This window comes from Streptomyces vilmorinianum, from assembly GCF_005517195.1.
In the GTDB taxonomy this organism is placed as follows: Bacteria; Actinomycetota; Actinomycetes; order Streptomycetales; family Streptomycetaceae; genus Streptomyces; species Streptomyces vilmorinianum.
In genome coordinates, this window is the sequence record NZ_CP040244.1 from 1,369,512 (window position 1) to 1,384,661 (window position 15,150).

Below are 15,150 nucleotides of genomic sequence, written 5' to 3' on the forward strand. Positions count from 1 at the left end.
GCAAGTGACAGGGGTTTGTGGAGAGTTATCGGGTGGCGGAGTGTGCCGGTGGCGCACATCCGCCACTGCGGGACATGCGCCACGGAAGACCAATCGCCCTCAATCGGGGCGAGTTGCCGGCGGATTAGTTGTCTTTTGTACGGGCATAGTGGCGCGAGGCCTTGGCCCGGTTGCCGCAGGCCGCCATCGAGCACCAGCGCCGGGTCCCGTTCCGCGAGGTGTCGAAGAAGTGCAGGATGCACGCCTCGTGGGCGCAGGCCCGGATGCGGTCCGGTGCGGTGCGCAGCAGGTCGAGGTAGTCGCGAGCGGCGGTCCAGCCCGGTCCCCAGGCGGCGTCCTTGAACTCGGCCCGCTCGCCAGGACCCTCGGGGGTGAGCGTCGCGCGGATGCGGCCGTGGGCGAGGACGGCGTCGACGCGGGCGGTGGCGGCGGGGTCGCCGGGCCGGTCGACGAGGCCGGCGAGGGCGTCGCGGGCGGCGAGCGTGTGGCGGAGGGTGGCCGCGTCGGCGGCGAAGCGGTCGTCGAGCCCGTTCGCGGTGAGCCAGACGCCCAGGCCCTCGGTGTCGGTGAGCAGGTCCTGGCGTACGCCGTCCTGCATCCAGCGGGTGTTGAGCAGGTCGAGGGAGACCGGCTCGCCGACCAAGGGCCGCGGGTCGGAAACGGTCATGGCGGACACCCTCCTCGAAGAACTAACCCCTCAAGGTTACGTGACCGGTTGCGCGATCGGCCTTCTAACCTCTAAAGTCGAATTAAGAGGTTAGTCAGTCACTCGACGAGAGGAACCGCCATGTCGGCGATCGGAACGCTGGGCACGGGCCACATCGGACTCAACGTCACGGACCTGGAGCGCTCGCTCGGCTTCTACGGGGACGTCCTCGGCTTCGAGGTGCTCCGCGAGGGCAAGGAGGACGGACGGCGCTACGCCTTCCTGGGCCAGGGCGGACAGCTCGTCCTCACGCTGTGGCAGCAGGCGGAGGGCGCGTACGAGCCCGCCCGCGCCGGCCTGCACCACCTGGCCTTCGAGGCCGAGTCGATCGAGCGGGTCAGGGCGGCGGAGACGGCCCTGAAGGAGCGCGGCACGTCGTTCGCGTACGAGGGCGTGGTCCCCCACGCCGAGGGCGCGGCCTCCGGCGGCATCTTCTTCCACGACCCGGACGGCACCCGCCTGGAGATCTACGCCACGTCGGGCGCGGAGGGCGAGGAAGCCCCGACGGAGACCGCCCCTACCTGCGGCTTCTTCTAGAGGTACCAGGTTGTGGGCATTCGTTCCGCTGGGGCGGAACGGGTGGGCACAACCCACGAACGCGCCCACCGCGCCAAGGGCCCGTACCCCGGACCCCTGGACCCGCACGCGAAAGGCCCCATGGCCATGGACCCGTACAACCCCGGCTCCCTCGCCGTCCAGGAGAAGGCCGGCGTCCGCCACCTCGCCGACCACGTCGCCCGCTCCATCGGCACCGGCATCCGCCCCATCGCCGCCGCCTTCCTCGAGCTCCAGCCCATGCTGGTGCTCGGGGCGGCGGACGCCGACGGTCAGGTCTGGAGCACGCTCCTGACCGGCGCGCCCGGCTTCGTCCGGGCGACCGGCCCGCACACGATCTCCGTGGCGGCGCCCCTTCCCACCTCCGACGGAACCTCCGACGGGACCTCCGTCGGAACGATCGCCCTCGACCCCCGCACCCGCCGCCGCATGCGCCTCAACGGCCTCGCCCGCCCCAGCGCCCGCGGCTTCACCGTCGAGGCGGAACAGGTCTTCTCCAACTGCCCGAAGTACCTCCAGAAGCGCGAGCTGTACGCGCCCGACACGACCACCCCACCCGGCGCCCCCCGCCACGGCACCGCGCTCACCCCCGACCAGGAGCGCCTCGTCCGCGCCGCCGACACCTTCTTCATCGCGACCGCTGCCCCCGACGGCGCGGACGCGAGCCACCGCGGCGGCAACCCCGGCTTCGTACGGATCGACTCGCCCACCGAGCTGAGCTGGCCGGACTATCCCGGCAACGCGATGTTCCTCACCCTCGGCAATCTGGAGACCGACGGCCGCGCGGGCCTGCTCTTCCTCGACTGGCGGACCGGCACCACGCTCCAGCTGACCGGCGAGGCCCGCATCGAGTACGGCCCCGGCTCCACCCGGACCACCCGCTTCCGTGTCCGGCGGACCGTCGAGACCCCGAACGCCAGCCCGCTGCGCTGGTCGCACCCCGAGTTCTCCCCGGCCAATCCGCCCCTCCCCCAGGACCCCGCATGACGACCGCCCCCGCCCGCCCCCAACCCCGTGCCATGGCCCTGGCCACCACCGTCAGCGTCACGGCCCTGCTCGCCCTGGTCGCGCTCGGCACCGCCCTGCGCCAGCCCCTGCTGATCCCGCCGCTCGCGGCCAGCATGGCGCTGGTGGCGGGCGCCCCCGACCTGCCGCTCTCCCAGCCCCGCTCGGTCGTCGGCGGCCAGCTGCTCTCCGCGCTCACCGGCTTTGCCGTGCTGCTCGTCACCGGACCCGGCCTGTGGGGCGCGGCCCTCGCCGGCGGTCTCGCACTCGGCGTCATGATGGCGGCCCGCACCCCGCACTCACCCGCCGCGGCGACGGCCGTGATCGTCACCCTCCAGAATCCGCCGTTCTTCTCCTTCCTCGCCCTGCTGGCCCTCGCGAGCGTCCTGCTCGTCGCCGTCGGCCTCGCGGGCGCCCGCGCCACCGGGAGGACGTACCCCGCGTACTGGTTCTAACCTCGGCGCATGAAACAGGAGTTGAGGGTGGCGGCCTACGCCGTGTGCGTACGGGACGACGAGATACTCCTCGCCCGCTGGGTGGACAGCGCGGGGGCGAAGCGATGGACCCTGCCCGGTGGCGGGATGGACCACGGCGAGGAACCGGTCGACACCGTCGTCCGCGAGGTAGAGGAGGAGACCGGGTACCGGTCCGAGCCGGTCACCCTCCTCGGCATCGACTCCATCCGCCGCAACCGGCTGCGCAGGTTCGCGGGCCCCGGCGACTTCCAGGGCCTGCGGATCATCTACGAGGCCCGGGTCACCGGAGGCGCCCTGCGCAACGAGACCGACGGCTCCACGGACCTCGCGGCCTGGCATCCGCTCGCCTCCGTCCCGGACCTCACCCGCGTCGAACTCGTCGACATCGGCCTGGAGTTGTGGCGCGAACGACCGCCCGTCGGCCGCTCCCGCCTCGCCGATCCGTCGAACGGCTGAAATCCGCTCAACCGGAGCAATCACGTTCAACCTCTCCGCCCGCCCCGGGGTCCCCTCCCGTGTCCGCAGCACACACGATCAGGGGAACCCGCATGACACCCGTACGCCTCACCCGTACCGTCCTCGCCGCCACCGCCGTGGCCGCGCTCACCGCCACGGCCCTCGCCGCACCCGCGGTGGCGGCCGGCGCACCGCACCAGCGGGACCACACCGCCACGCAGCAGACCCTCGACGCGGCGGTCGAGGCAGGTGTGCCCGGCGCCGTCGCCCAGGCCCGCGTCGGCCGGTCCGGCTGGACCGGGACGGCGGGCGAGCGCGGGGGCAAGGACCGCTACCGGGTCGGCTCGATCACCAAGACCTTCGTGGCCACCGTCCTCCTCCAGCTCCAGGCCGAGGGACGCCTCGATCTCGACGACCCGGTCGAGAAGTGGCTGCCCGGCGTGGTCCGGGGCAACGGCCACGACGGCCGGAAGATCACCGTCCGCCAGCTCCTCAACCACACCAGCGGCGTCTACAGCGTCACCTCCGACCCCGGATTCCAGGAGAAGGTCTTCGGCCCGGCCTTCCTGGAGCACCGCTACGACACCTGGACGCCCGAGCAGCTCGTCGCCGTCGCGATGACCCACAAGCCGGACTTCGCGCCCGGCACCGACTGGAACTACTCCAACACCAACTACGTCCTGGCGGGCATGGTGATCGAGAAGGCGACCGGCCGCCCGTACGGCAAGGAGGTCGAGCGCCGGATCATCAAGCCGCTCCATCTGCGCGCCACGAGCGTTCCCGGCACGAGCGTGACGATGCCGAAGCCGAGCTCACGGGCGTACTCGAAGCTCTCCGTCGACCCGAACGCGACGACGGTCCACGACGTCACCGAACTGAACCCGACCCTCGCCTACGCGGCGGGCGAGATGATCTCCGACTCCAACGACCTGCAGACCTTCTACCGCGCCCTGCTCAAGGGCAAGCTGCTCCCGAAGGCCGAACTGCGCGAGATGACGGACACGGTGGCCGTCAGCGCCGACGAGCCGGACATCCACTACGGACTCGGGCTGATGCGGCAGAGGCTGAGCTGCGGCAAGGAGGTGTGGGGCCACGGCGGCGGCATCCACGGCTCCTCGTCCCAGGCCCAGGTGACCCGGGACGGCGAGCACTCGCTCGCCATGAACTTCAACGCCGACTGGACGGGTGACAGTCAGAACGTCATCGAGGCCGAGTTCTGCGGCTGATCCCCGTACGTCATCGGGGCAGGACGACGACGTAGGCGGCGGGCTGCCGGTCCGACGCGGCCATCAGGGCCGTGCGGACCACGGTGGCCTGCTGGTCCATCGCCTCGCGCAGCTTGCGCGGGGTGATGTGGACGACCGTGATGCCGAGCCGCTCCAGGTGCTCGCGCTTACGGGTGTACTCCGACCACAGCGCGTCGTCGTCCTGCCGCGGCGCCCGGGTGTCCAGCTCCACCGCCACCGCCTGGTCCGGCCAGTAGGCGTCGAGGCCGCCGAGGTGCGGGCCGCCCGGCAGGCGCAGGTCCACGTTCCACAGCGGGTCGGGCAGGGTGAACTCCCGGACCATCTCGTACAGCCGCTCCTCGGCGATGCTCCGGCCCTCCGCGAGGAGCGAGTCGACGGCGTCCACCACGTGGGGCCGGGTGAGCAACCGGGCGCGGTTCAACTCCCGTACCACCGCTCCGGGTTCGCAGTGGCCACCGCGGACGGCCTCGGTGAGGAGCCGGCGCACCACGCCCGCGTCGCTCAGGTCGGCGACCGCGTCGGCGAGGGCCCGGGCGACCGGGGCGACGGGCACCCCGGTGATGTCGAGCGGCTCGGGCAGGTCCGGGGCGCGCACCACCTGGACCCAGCCGGTGGACCGCAGCCGGCGCGTGCGGGGCACCAGGACGTCGATCCGGTCCAGGGAGAGCAGCGGGGGAGCGGACGAGAAGCGGTGCAGGGTGAGCGCGGCGAGCCCGGTGATCATCGCGTCGGGGCCCTGGGCCGGCACTCCGCCGGAGCGGCGGGCGTAGAGGAGCGCGGCCTGCAGCCGGTCCTCGCTGGTGGGCTGCCCGGGGTGGAGCAGGAAGACACCGGGCAGGATCTGCTGCCACCCTCCGCCCGGCCGGCAGTGCGCGGCGATCTCGGAGCCGGACAGCCCCTGGTCGCGCAACTGCGCGACGGACGCGACGCGTTGCCGGTCACCGACGAGGGGGGAGAGGGGGAGGGTGCGGGGGGTGATGGGGGTGTTGTGGTTCATGCCGGGGGTCTTCCGCTCCCCGAGCCTCCGCTAACCGCTGTTACACGCCCGTCGACATTTAGGGACAAGCTCGTCCTAAAGTACGCGCGTTCGACTGCCGAAGAGGCGCGGGCGCGTCCGCCCCCTGTGCCCCTACGCACCGGGGTGCGGCGCCCATGCAAGGCGCCGCACCCCAGGGCCGTCCGCAGGACTAGGCGCCCGCGTCACACGCCTGCGCCCGCAGCGCCCTCGCCAGGTCGTCCCGTGACTCCAGGACCAGCCGGCGCAGCGCCGGGGCCGCGTCCCCGTGCGCGGCGAGCCACGCGTCGGTCGCCGCGAGGGTCCGCTCGTCGTCCTGCAGCCCCGGGAACAGCCCGCGCACCACGTCCATGCCGATCTGGATCGAACGCTCGGCCCACACCCGCTCGATCGCGGCGAAGTACTTCTCCGCGTACGGCGCGATCAGCTCCCGCTGGGAGGGCTGGGCGAAGCCCGCGATCGTCGCCTCCACCAGCGCGTTCGACAGCGTGTCCGACTCGACGACCTGCGCCCACGCCTGCGCCTTGACCGCCGCCGACGGCCGGGCCGCCAGGCAGCGGACCTGGTGACGCTTGCCGGTCGCCGTGTCGTCACGGGCCAGCTCCTCGCCGATCCGCGCCTCGTCCGCCCGGCCGTGCGCGGCCAGCGGCTCGAGGAACGACCAGCGCAGCTCCTGGTCGACATCGAGGCCGTCGACCGAGGCCGTGCCCGCGAGCAGCCCCTCCAGGAGCTGGAAGTCCGCGTCCGAGTCGGCGGCCGCCGCGAAGAACCGCGCCCAGGTCAGCTGGTGCTCGCTGCCCGGCTCGGCCAGGCGCAGCTCACGCAGCCCGCCCTCGGCGAGCAGCCGGCCGCCCTCGGCGCGCCACCCGGGCGCCGCGTAGTGGGTGACCGCCGCCCGCGCCCAGGCGTGCACCATCTGCAGCACGCCGATGTCCGTCTCACGGCCCGCGAAGGCCAGCGCGACCGCCACGAAATCCCGAGCCGGCATCAGGCCGTCCCGCGTCATGTTCCACAGCGCCGACCAGCACAGGGCCCGCGCCAGCGGGTCCGTGATGTCGCCCAGGTGCGCCCGCAGCGTCGCGAGCGACCGCTCGTCGAAGCGGATCTTGCAGTAGGTCAGGTCGTCGTCGTTGACCAGGACGAGCTCCGGCCGCTCGGCGCCCGCCAGCTCCGCCACGACCGTCCGCGCCCCGGTGACATCCGCCTCGGCCCGCGCGTACCGCACCAGTTCGCCGCCGGGCGACAGCCGGTAGAGCCCCACCGCCGCCCGGTGCGGGCGCAGCTCCTCGCCCGCCTGGACGACGGCCAGCTCGGTGATCCGGCCCTCCGCGTCGTACGTCACCTCGGGCGTCAGCGTGTTGACGCCCGCGGTCTGCAGCCAGGACCGCGACCACGCCTTCATGTCGCGCCCGGAGGTCTCCTCCAGTACGGACAGCAGATCGGCCAGGCGCGTGTTCCCGTACGCGTGGCGCTTGAAGTAGCGGCGCGCGCCCTCCAGGAACGCGTCCCGCCCCGCGTACGCCACCAGCTGCTTCAGCACCGACGCGCCCTTGGCGTACGTGATGCCGTCGAAGTTCAGCTTGGCGTCCTCCAGGTCACGGATGTCGGCCGTGATCGGGTGCGTGGACGGCAGCTGGTCGGCCCGGTACGCCCACGCCTTGCGGTTGTTGGCGAAGGTCACCCAGCTGTTGGTGAAGCGCGTCGCCTCCGCCAGCGAGAACGAGCCCATGAAGTCGGCGAAGGACTCCTTCAGCCACAGGTCGTCCCACCACACCATGGTGACCAGGTCGCCGAACCACATGTGCGCCATCTCGTGCAGGATGACGTTCGCCCGGCGCTCGTAGGCGGCCTGGGTGACCTTGCCCCGGTAGATGTACTCCTCGCGGAAGGTCACCATGCCCGGGTTCTCCATCGCGCCGAGGTTGTACTCGGGGACGAAGGCCTGGTCGTACTTCCCGAAGGGGTACGGGTAGTCGAAGTTGTCGTGGAAGAAGTCGAAGCCCTGCTTGGTGACCAGGAAGACGTCGTCCGCGTCGAAGTGCTTGGCGAGCCCCTTGCGGCACATCGCGCCGAGCGGGATCTCGATCTCGCCCCGCTTGTAGGTGTCCGTGACGTAGTGGTACGGGCCGGCGACCACGCACGTGATGTACGTCGAGATGGGCGCCGTCTCCGCGAACCGCCACACCCCGTCGCCGTCCTGCTCCCCGGCGCCGTTGCTCCACACCGTCCAGCCCTCGGGCGCGGTCACCGAGAAGCGGTGAGGGGCCTTCAGGTCGGGCTGCTCGAACGTGGCGTACACCCGGCGGGCGTCGGCCGGCTCGTACTGCGTGTAGAGGTAGACCTCGCCGTCCTCCGGGTCGACGAAGCGGTGCATGCCCTCGCCGGTCCGGCTGTACGCGCACTGCGCGTCCACCACCAGCACGTTCTCGTCCTCGAGACCGTCGAGCGCGATCCGCGAGCCGTCGAAGACGACCGCCGGGTCCAGGGCGCGCCCGTTCAGCTCCACCGAGGTCACGGAGGGGGCGATCAGGTCCACGAAGGTGGCCGAGCCCGCGGCGGCGTCCGTGCGGCGGAAGCGGATCGTCGTCACCGAGCGGAAGGTGCGGACCCCCTCGCCGGACGCGCCGGACGCGCCGGGCTCGCCGATCGCGGAGCGCAGGTCCAGGGCGACCTCGTACCCGTCGACGGACAGCAGCGCGGCCCGCTCGCGGGCCTCGTCGCGGGACAGATTCTCACCGGGCACGGTCACTCCTTCGTGGCTCGTTCGAAACAGCACCGATCCTCCCATGTGCCGCTGACACGCGGCACGGGGGGAATGCGTCGGCCTGCTGGTGACGTTGCTCCGTCTGGCGCACAGACAACCATCACTGAGGAGTGACATGTCCGAGAGCAGGACCACCGCCGACTTCTGGTTCGACCCGCTCTGCCCCTGGGCCTGGATGACGTCCCGCTGGATGCTGGAAGTGGAGAAGGTGCGCCCGGTCGACGTGCGCTGGAAGGTGATGAGCCTGGCCGTCCTCAACGAGGACAAGCTGGACGAGGTCCCGGCCGAGTACCGCGAGATGCTGGAGACGAAGGCCTGGGGTCCGGTCCGCGTGGTGATCGCGGCCCAGCAGCTGCACGGCGACGAGGTCGTCGGCAAGCTCTACACCGCGCTCGGCACCCGCTTCCACAACAACGGCGAGGGCCCCACGCGCGAGGCGGTCGTCTCCGCCCTGGAGGAGGTCGGCCTGCCGGCCGAGCTGGCCGAGTACGCCGACAAGGACGTCTACGACACCGAGCTGCGCGCCTCCCACAAGGAGGGCATCGACAAGGTCGGCCAGGACGTCGGCACGCCGGTGATCTCCGTTCCGGGCGCGGACGGCGAGGAGGTCGCCTTCTTCGGTCCGGTCGTCACCCCGACCCCACGCGGCGAGGCGGCGGCCCGGCTGTGGGACGGCACGCTGCTCGTGGCGTCGACGCCCGGCTTCTACGAGATCAAGCGCACGCGGACGGCGGGTCCGAGCTTCGAGTAGTCCCTCTGCGGACGGCCCCCGTGATGCGCGCCATCACGGGGGCCGTCCTTTTTCCGCCTGCCCGGTGACGGTTGAGAAGACGATCACGAGCAGGACGCCAGGGGGCGGTGGTCGGAGGAAGGTCAGAAGGAGATCAGCGGGACGGAGGCCTTGGCCGTCAGGTAGCGCTTGTGCACGTCCTGCCAGTTGACGACCTGCCACATGGCCTCGATGAAGTCGACCTTCTGGTTCTTGTACTGGAGGTAGAAGGCGTGCTCCCAGGCGTCGAAGACCAGGATCGGCACCGAGCCCTGGCCGACGTTGCCCTGGTGGTCGTAGACCTGCTCGACGATCAGCCGGCCGCTGACCGGCTCGTACGCGAGGACACCCCAGCCGGAGCCCTGGGTGGTCGCGGAGGCCTTGGTCAGCTGGGCCTTGAACTTCGCGAAGGAGCCGAAGGACTCGGTGATCGCGTCCGCGAGCTCACCGACACCGTCGGCCGCCAGCGGCTCGCCGCCGCCACCGTCCTTCGGGCTGTCCATGTTGTTCCAGTAGATGCTGTGCAGGATGTGGCCGGAGAGGTGGAACGCGAGGTTCTTCTCCAGGCCGTTGATCGCGCCCCACTGCTCCTTGTCGCGCGCCTCTTCCAGCTGCTCCAGGGTGTCGTTCGCGCCCTTGACGTACGCGGCGTGGTGCTTGTCGTGGTGCAGCTCGATGATCTGCGGATTGATCACCGGCTCCAGAGCCGCGTAGTCGTACGGCAGTTCCGGAAGTGTGTAGATCGCCATGTGCCGAGCCTCTCGCTGCTGCTTATTGCAACCTCTATGCAAGTGCAGGCTAGCAGCAGGTGTGGGAGAAGTTGATCAGCCCTTGGTCGTAGGTCCCCGGTCCCGGACACGACAGAACCCCCGGGCCGCGGGGAGCGGTCCGGGGGTTCCGGGGTTCCGGGGTTCCGGGGGAGTCGAGCGGGCGTCAGGCGTCCTGAGGGGCCGCCTTCGCCGTCTTCTGGCGGATGTACCCGATCGCGGCGAGCACGAGGGTCAGGCCGCCCGTGTAGTACAGCTGCACCCGGGTGCCCTCCTCACGCGCCATCAGGAAGAAGATCGCCGCCATGCCGGCCAGCGCCACCCAGGTCAGCACCGGGAACGCCCACATCTTCACGACCAGCTTCTCGGGCGCCTCGCGCTCGGTCCGGCGGCGCAGCAGCAGCTGCGAGACGGCGATGAAGAACCAGACGACGAGGATGATCGCGCCGATGGTGTTCAGGAGCCAGATGAAGATGTCGTCGGGACGCCAGTAGCTGAGCAGGACGCACGCGAAGCCGAAGACCGAGGAGACGAGGACCGCGGGGCGCGGCACGCCGCCGGAGGTCTGGCCCAGCGCCTTCGGGCCCTGGCCGCGGGCGACCAGCGAGGTGGCCATCCGGGAGGCGCCGTAGATGTTGGCGTTCATGGCCGACAGCAGGGCGATCAGGACGACGACCTTCATGATGTGGCCGGCGGCCGGGATGCCCAGGTGGTCGAGGGTGGCGACGTACGGGCCCTGCTCGGCGACCGCCTTGTCGTTCCAGGGGACGAGGGTGACGATGACCGCCATCGAGCCGATGTAGAAGAGCGCGATGCGCCACATCGCCGTACGGACGGCCTTGGCGACGCCCTTCACGGGGTGCTCGGACTCGGCCGCGGCGATGGTGACCGTCTCCAGACCGCCGTACGCGAAGACGGAGGCGAGCAGTCCGACGATCAGGCCCTCGGAGCCGTGGGGGAAGAAGCCGCCGTCACCGGTGAGGTTCGCGGTGCCGGGGGCGTCCGTGCCGGGCAGGACGCCGACGATGGCGAGCACGCCGATGCCGAGGAAGAGGACGATCGCGCCGACCTTGAGCGCGGCGAACCAGAACTCGAACTCGCCGAAGTTCTTCACGGCCGCCAGGTTGGTGACGCAGAACACCAGCATGAAGAGGGCCACCCAGGCCCACTCCGCGGTGCCGGGGAACCAGCCGGTCATGATCTTCGCCGCGCCGATGCCCTCCAGGCCGACGGCCACGCAGAGCAGGAACCAGAAGGACCAGCCCGCCGTGAATCCGGCCCACGGGCCGATGGCCCGCTCGGCGTGGACGGAGAAGGAGCCGGAGGCGGGGTTCGCCGCCGACATCTCGCCGAGCATGCGCATGACGAGCATGACGAGCAGCCCGGAGATCGCGTAGGCGACCACGATCGAGGGGCCGGCGGCGGCGATACCGGCGCCGGAGCCGACGAAGAGTCCTGCGCCGATGACACCGCCGAGGGCGATCATCGAGAGATGGCGCTGCTTGAGGCCGTGGGTGAGTCCGTGCGAGGGGGTCGCCGTGTCGTCCTTGCGGTCGACGGGCGCGGGCGCGGTGGTCCGTGACATGGGCCGCCCTGTTCATTGGCTGCGAGGGGGGGAACGGCCCACAGTCTGGGTGGGTGCACCGCTCACAGGGAACACATGTCCGCTATACGGTCACGATCTTGACGCAAAGTGAAGATTCATGACCGAACTGTGCGCACCTCCCGCAGCCAGGCCACCAGGAGGACGACTCCGGTGGTCGCGCCCGACCACAGCACCTGCGGCCGCGCCCCGTCGTCGGTCAGCATCAGCACCAGGACCGCCGCCATCGCGGCCAGCGCCGCCCAGGTCAGCCAGGGGAAGCCCCACATCCTCAGGCTCAGGGTCTCCGGCGCCTCGCGCTCGATCCGGCGGCGCAGCCTCAGCTGGGAGACCGCGATCAGGCCCCATACGAAGAGGAGTACGGCGCCGACCGCGTTGAGCATGTAGAGGAAGACCGAATCCGGCCACTTCAGATTCAGCAGGACGGAGACGAACCCGAACGCCACCGACGCGAGCACCGCACGCCGCGGCACCCCGCCGCCCGAGACCGCGAGCAGGCCCTTCGGCGCCTCGCCGCGCTCGGCGAGCGAGAAGATCATGCGCGAGGACCCGTACAGGTTCGCGTTGAGCGCCGAGAGCAGCGCCACGAAGATCACGACGTTCATGATCTGCCCGGCCGACGGCACCCCGAGCGTGTCGAGCACGGCGACGTAGGGCGACTCCCCCGGCTTCAGCGAGCTCCAGGGCAGGAGGGTCACGATGACCAGCATCGAACCGACGTAGAAGAAGAGGATCCGCCAGACCGCGCTGCGCACCGCCCGCGCCACGTTGCGGGCCGGGTCCGCCGACTCGGCGGCCGCGATCGTCACGACCTCCAGACCGCCGAAGGCGAAGACGACGGCGAGGATCCCGGAGACCACGCCCTCCCAGCCGTTGGGCAGAAAACCGCCCTGACCGGTCAGGTTCGCCAGGCCCACCGGGTCGGTGTCGGGAAGCCGGCCGACGATGGCGAGCACCCCGAGCGCCAGGAAGAGCACGATCGCGCCCATCTTGAGGGCCGCGAACCAGAACTCGAACTCGCCGAAGTTCTTCACCGCCGCCAGGTTGGCCACGGTGAACACGACCATGAAGATCAGCACCCAGGACCACTGCGGAATCCCGGGAACCCAGCCGTTGGCGATCTTCGCCGCGCCCGTCGCCTCCACAGCGAGGACGACCACCAGCAGGAACCAGTACAGCCAGCCCACCGAGAAGCCCGCCCAGCGACCCAGCGCCCGCTCGGCGTGGACGGAGAAGGCACCCGACGCGGGCATGGCCGCCGACATCTCGCCCAGCATCCGCATGATCAGCATCGCGAGCGTGCCCGCGATCAGATACGAGAGGACGATGCCCGGCCCGGCGACCGCGATCCCCGCGCCCGAGCCGACGAAGAGCCCGGCCCCGATCACCCCGCCCAGGCCCAGCATCGTCAGGTGACGCTGCTTCAGCCCGTGGGAGAGCAGCTCCGGTTCGGCGACCAGGGGAGGGCGGGGAGGGAAGGAAGGGAGGGGAGCGAGGGGGTCGGCGGGGGACGGCGGGGCGTCGTGCATGGGGGCTCGCGCTCTCGGACGGTTTATGGAGACCCCACAGTCTCGCCGTTGACCGGCTCCTGGCGCAAAAGGGGCCTCTCGCACGGACTTCCCCGTGACAAGCATCACGTGGCGCGGCGCATGAAGTCGGGCCTTTGTCCGAAGTCGACGAAGTGCTCAACCCCGGCTTTGTGGACGGCTGATGGTGATCGCGCGTTCACCCCTCGACTACGGTCGATCTGTCCTGCCCAGCCCCTCACCCCCGCGGAGTACCGATGAGCACCGCCGCCGCCCCCGTCCGTTCCCTCGGCTCCCTCCGCTCCGGGACGGTCCTCGCCGACCTGCTGCCGGCCGGCCGCACGCGGGACATCGCCCTGGTCGTCGGCGGCGCCGCCCTCACCGGCATCGCCGCGCAGATCGCGGTCCCGGTGCCCGGCTCCCCGGTCCCGGTCTCCGGCCAGACCTTCGCGGCCCTGCTCGTCGGCACCGCGCTCGGCGCCCGCCGCGGCTTCCTCTCCCTCGCCCTGTACACGCTCGTCGGCATGGCGGGCATGCCCTGGTTCGCGCAGGCCTCCTCGGGCTGGGCGATGCCGTCCTTCGGATACGTGCTCGGCATGATGCTCGCCGCCACGGTCGTCGGCGCCCTCGCGCGCCGCGGGGCGGACCGCTCCGTGCTCCGCACCGCGGGCGCGATGGCGCTCGGCTCCGTGATCATCTACGCGGTGGGCGTGCCGTACCTGGCCCTCGCCACCGGCATGACGCTGTCGCAGGCGGTCGCCGCCGGCCTGACCCCGTTCCTGCTCGGCGACGCGCTCAAGGCCGCCCTCGCGATGGGCGCGCTGCCCACCGCGTGGAAGCTCATCGGCCGGAAGGGCTGACATCCGGAGGGCTGACATCCGGAGGGCTGACGCCCTCAGTTCCGCCTGAAGAGGTTCGCCGGGTCGTACGCGGACTTCAGCCCGGCGAGCCTCTTCCGCGTCTCCGCGTCGTACAGGCCCTCCGTCCGCCGCCCGTCACCGAAGACGAAGTTGACCGCCCGGCCGAGCGTCCGGGGCGCCAGGGCAGCCTCCACGCGCGCGTGGAGCGCACGGACCGGGGCCGTACCCTCCGCGTCGAGCGGGTACAGCGCCCGCACCAGGAAGGCCGCCTCGCGGTACGGCACGGCATTCGGCCGCTCCACGGCGAGCGCCCCGCCCAGGTGGTTGATCTGTACGACGGCCATCCGCCCCGCCTTCGGCCCGGTCGCGTCCAGGACCTCGGCGGCCGCGTCCAGGTCCAGCTCGCTCACCAGGATCCCGTCGCCCCAGTAGGCGTGCGGGACGTCCGGGTCGCTGTGAATCGTGTGGCTCTCGGTGTACGGCATCTCCCGCAGGGAGTCCGAGAGCGCGGGACCGATCGCCCGCAGCGGCGCCACGAGCCGCTCGCCCTCCGCCGCCTCCCCGGTGAAGGCGACCCGTACCGAGATCACGTACCGGCCGCGCAGCTGCGGCGGAAGCGCCGGCATGTCCGGGTAGACCAGGGCGGCCAGGGACGACGTCAGGGTGTCCGGCAGAGTCTCGGTCCACCGCGCGTACGTCCGCAGGACCGCGGCCGGGTCGGTCGCGGCGCCGTCGAAGGCGATCGCTCCGCCGTAGAGCCGGGTGACCGGGACCAGGCCGATCTCCAGGGCGGTGACCACGCCCAGAGCGTGCCCACCGCCGAGCAGCCCCCGGTGGAGCTCCGGATCGCCGTCCGCGGTGACCCGGCGCAGCTCCCCGTCCGCCGTGACCAGCTCCAGCGCGCGCACATGGTCGGCGGTCCAGCCGAACTCCCGGGCCAGGATGCCGAGCCCGCCGCCCAGCGTGTACGCGACCGCTCCGACGCTCGGCGCCGAGCCGTTCAGCGGGGCGAGACCGTACGGGGCGGCCGCCTCGGCGACCTGCCCCCAGCGCACCCCGGCCTCGACGCGCGCCGTGCGCGCCCCGGGGTCGACACGCACCCCGTCCATCCGCCGGGTCGTGATCAGCACCCCGCCCTCGGCCGCGCCGGTCAGCCCGTGCCCGGTGGCCTGGACGCGGACCGGCAGCCCGCGCCCCGCGGCGTACGAGACGGCGGCCCGGACCTCCTCGGCGCCGGTGGCCCCGACGATCAGTTCGGGGCGGAGCGCGAAGCCGGTCTGGAAGCCGGCGAGCTCCTCGTCGTACCCGGGGTCGCCGGGACGGAAGACGTGGGCGGCGGTGAGAGACGCGGTGGAAGGGGTGGTGGAAGACATCGGGAGGCTCTCCGTTCTCGTGGACAAG

At 71.6% G+C, this 15,150-nt stretch carries 14 protein-coding genes; 7 read left to right on the forward strand and 7 right to left on the reverse strand.

The genetic code is table 11. The annotated features are described in order from the left end of the window. Positions 1-124: 124 nt before the first annotated feature. Positions 125-667, reverse strand: coding sequence for a CGNR zinc finger domain-containing protein (locus tag FDM97_RS06445; RefSeq protein WP_137989292.1), 543 nt, complete (start codon positions 665-667; stop codon positions 125-127). Positions 668-787: 120 nt separating this feature from the next. Between FDM97_RS06445 and FDM97_RS06450 the strand changes: the two genes are divergently transcribed. The 5 genes from FDM97_RS06450 (at position 788) to FDM97_RS06470 (ending at position 4,424) form a co-directional block, all read left to right on the forward strand. Then, entirely contained in the window at positions 788-1,243 is a 456-nt protein-coding gene (locus tag FDM97_RS06450; protein WP_137989293.1) for a VOC family protein, read from the forward strand. 126 nt (positions 1,244-1,369) lie between these two features. Then, the gene (locus tag FDM97_RS06455) at positions 1,370-2,248 is read left to right on the forward strand and encodes a pyridoxamine 5'-phosphate oxidase family protein (RefSeq protein WP_137994693.1); all 879 of its coding nucleotides are present in this window, start codon (positions 1,370-1,372) and stop codon (positions 2,246-2,248) included. Beyond that, positions 2,245-2,721 carry an HPP family protein gene (locus FDM97_RS06460; RefSeq protein WP_137989294.1) on the forward strand — a complete coding sequence of 159 codons (477 nt, stop codon included), beginning with the start codon at positions 2,245-2,247 and terminating at the stop codon, positions 2,719-2,721. Before FDM97_RS06455 ends, FDM97_RS06460 begins: the two co-directional genes overlap by 4 nt. A gap of 9 nt (positions 2,722-2,730) precedes the next feature. Next, positions 2,731-3,198 carry an NUDIX hydrolase gene (locus FDM97_RS06465; RefSeq protein WP_137989295.1) on the forward strand — a complete coding sequence of 156 codons (468 nt, stop codon included), beginning with the start codon at positions 2,731-2,733 and terminating at the stop codon, positions 3,196-3,198. Positions 3,199-3,290: 92 nt separating this feature from the next. Beyond that, complete coding sequence (locus FDM97_RS06470) at positions 3,291-4,424, forward strand: serine hydrolase domain-containing protein (RefSeq protein WP_137989296.1); 1,134 nt, start codon at positions 3,291-3,293, stop codon at positions 4,422-4,424. Positions 4,425-4,434: 10 nt separating this feature from the next. Here the strand turns inward: FDM97_RS06470 and FDM97_RS06475 are convergent, their stop codons facing one another. Together FDM97_RS06475 and pepN are read right to left on the reverse strand one after the other, a co-directional pair. Further along, positions 4,435-5,442: a hypothetical protein gene (locus tag FDM97_RS06475; protein ID WP_137989297.1), complete on the reverse strand. Its 1,008-nt coding sequence runs from the start codon at positions 5,440-5,442 to the stop codon at positions 4,435-4,437. Positions 5,443-5,632: 190 nt separating this feature from the next. Next, positions 5,633-8,203, reverse strand: coding sequence for an aminopeptidase N (gene pepN, locus FDM97_RS06480; protein ID WP_137989298.1), 2,571 nt, complete (start codon positions 8,201-8,203; stop codon positions 5,633-5,635). Positions 8,204-8,339: 136 nt separating this feature from the next. Between pepN and FDM97_RS06485 the strand changes: the two genes are divergently transcribed. Continuing rightward, entirely contained in the window at positions 8,340-8,975 is a 636-nt protein-coding gene (locus FDM97_RS06485) for a mycothiol-dependent nitroreductase Rv2466c family protein (RefSeq protein WP_137989299.1), read from the forward strand. A gap of 122 nt (positions 8,976-9,097) precedes the next feature. Here the strand turns inward: FDM97_RS06485 and FDM97_RS06490 are convergent, their stop codons facing one another. From FDM97_RS06490 to FDM97_RS06500, 3 genes are all read right to left on the reverse strand, one after another. Continuing rightward, positions 9,098-9,742, reverse strand: coding sequence for a superoxide dismutase (locus FDM97_RS06490; RefSeq protein WP_137989300.1), 645 nt, complete (start codon positions 9,740-9,742; stop codon positions 9,098-9,100). 184 nt (positions 9,743-9,926) lie between these two features. Next, positions 9,927-11,345, reverse strand: a complete 1,419-nt coding sequence (locus FDM97_RS06495; RefSeq protein WP_137989301.1) for an amino acid permease — start codon at positions 11,343-11,345, stop codon at positions 9,927-9,929. A 116-nt stretch (positions 11,346-11,461) separates the two neighbouring features. Beyond that, positions 11,462-12,892 (reverse strand): amino acid permease, encoded by a 1,431-nt coding sequence (locus FDM97_RS06500; RefSeq protein ID WP_137989302.1) that lies wholly within the window; start codon positions 12,890-12,892, stop codon positions 11,462-11,464. A 254-nt stretch (positions 12,893-13,146) separates the two neighbouring features. Here FDM97_RS06500 and FDM97_RS06505 point away from each other — a divergent pair, with 254 nt between their 5' ends. Further along, the gene (locus FDM97_RS06505) at positions 13,147-13,749 is read left to right on the forward strand and encodes a biotin transporter BioY (RefSeq protein WP_137989303.1); all 603 of its coding nucleotides are present in this window, start codon (positions 13,147-13,149) and stop codon (positions 13,747-13,749) included. A 35-nt stretch (positions 13,750-13,784) separates the two neighbouring features. Here FDM97_RS06505 and FDM97_RS06510 read toward each other — a convergent pair whose 3' ends face one another. Beyond that, a complete protein-coding gene (locus FDM97_RS06510; protein ID WP_137989304.1) occupies positions 13,785-15,122 on the reverse strand; it encodes an FAD-binding oxidoreductase in 1,338 nt (445 codons plus the stop codon). Positions 15,123-15,150: the final 28 nt, after the last annotated feature.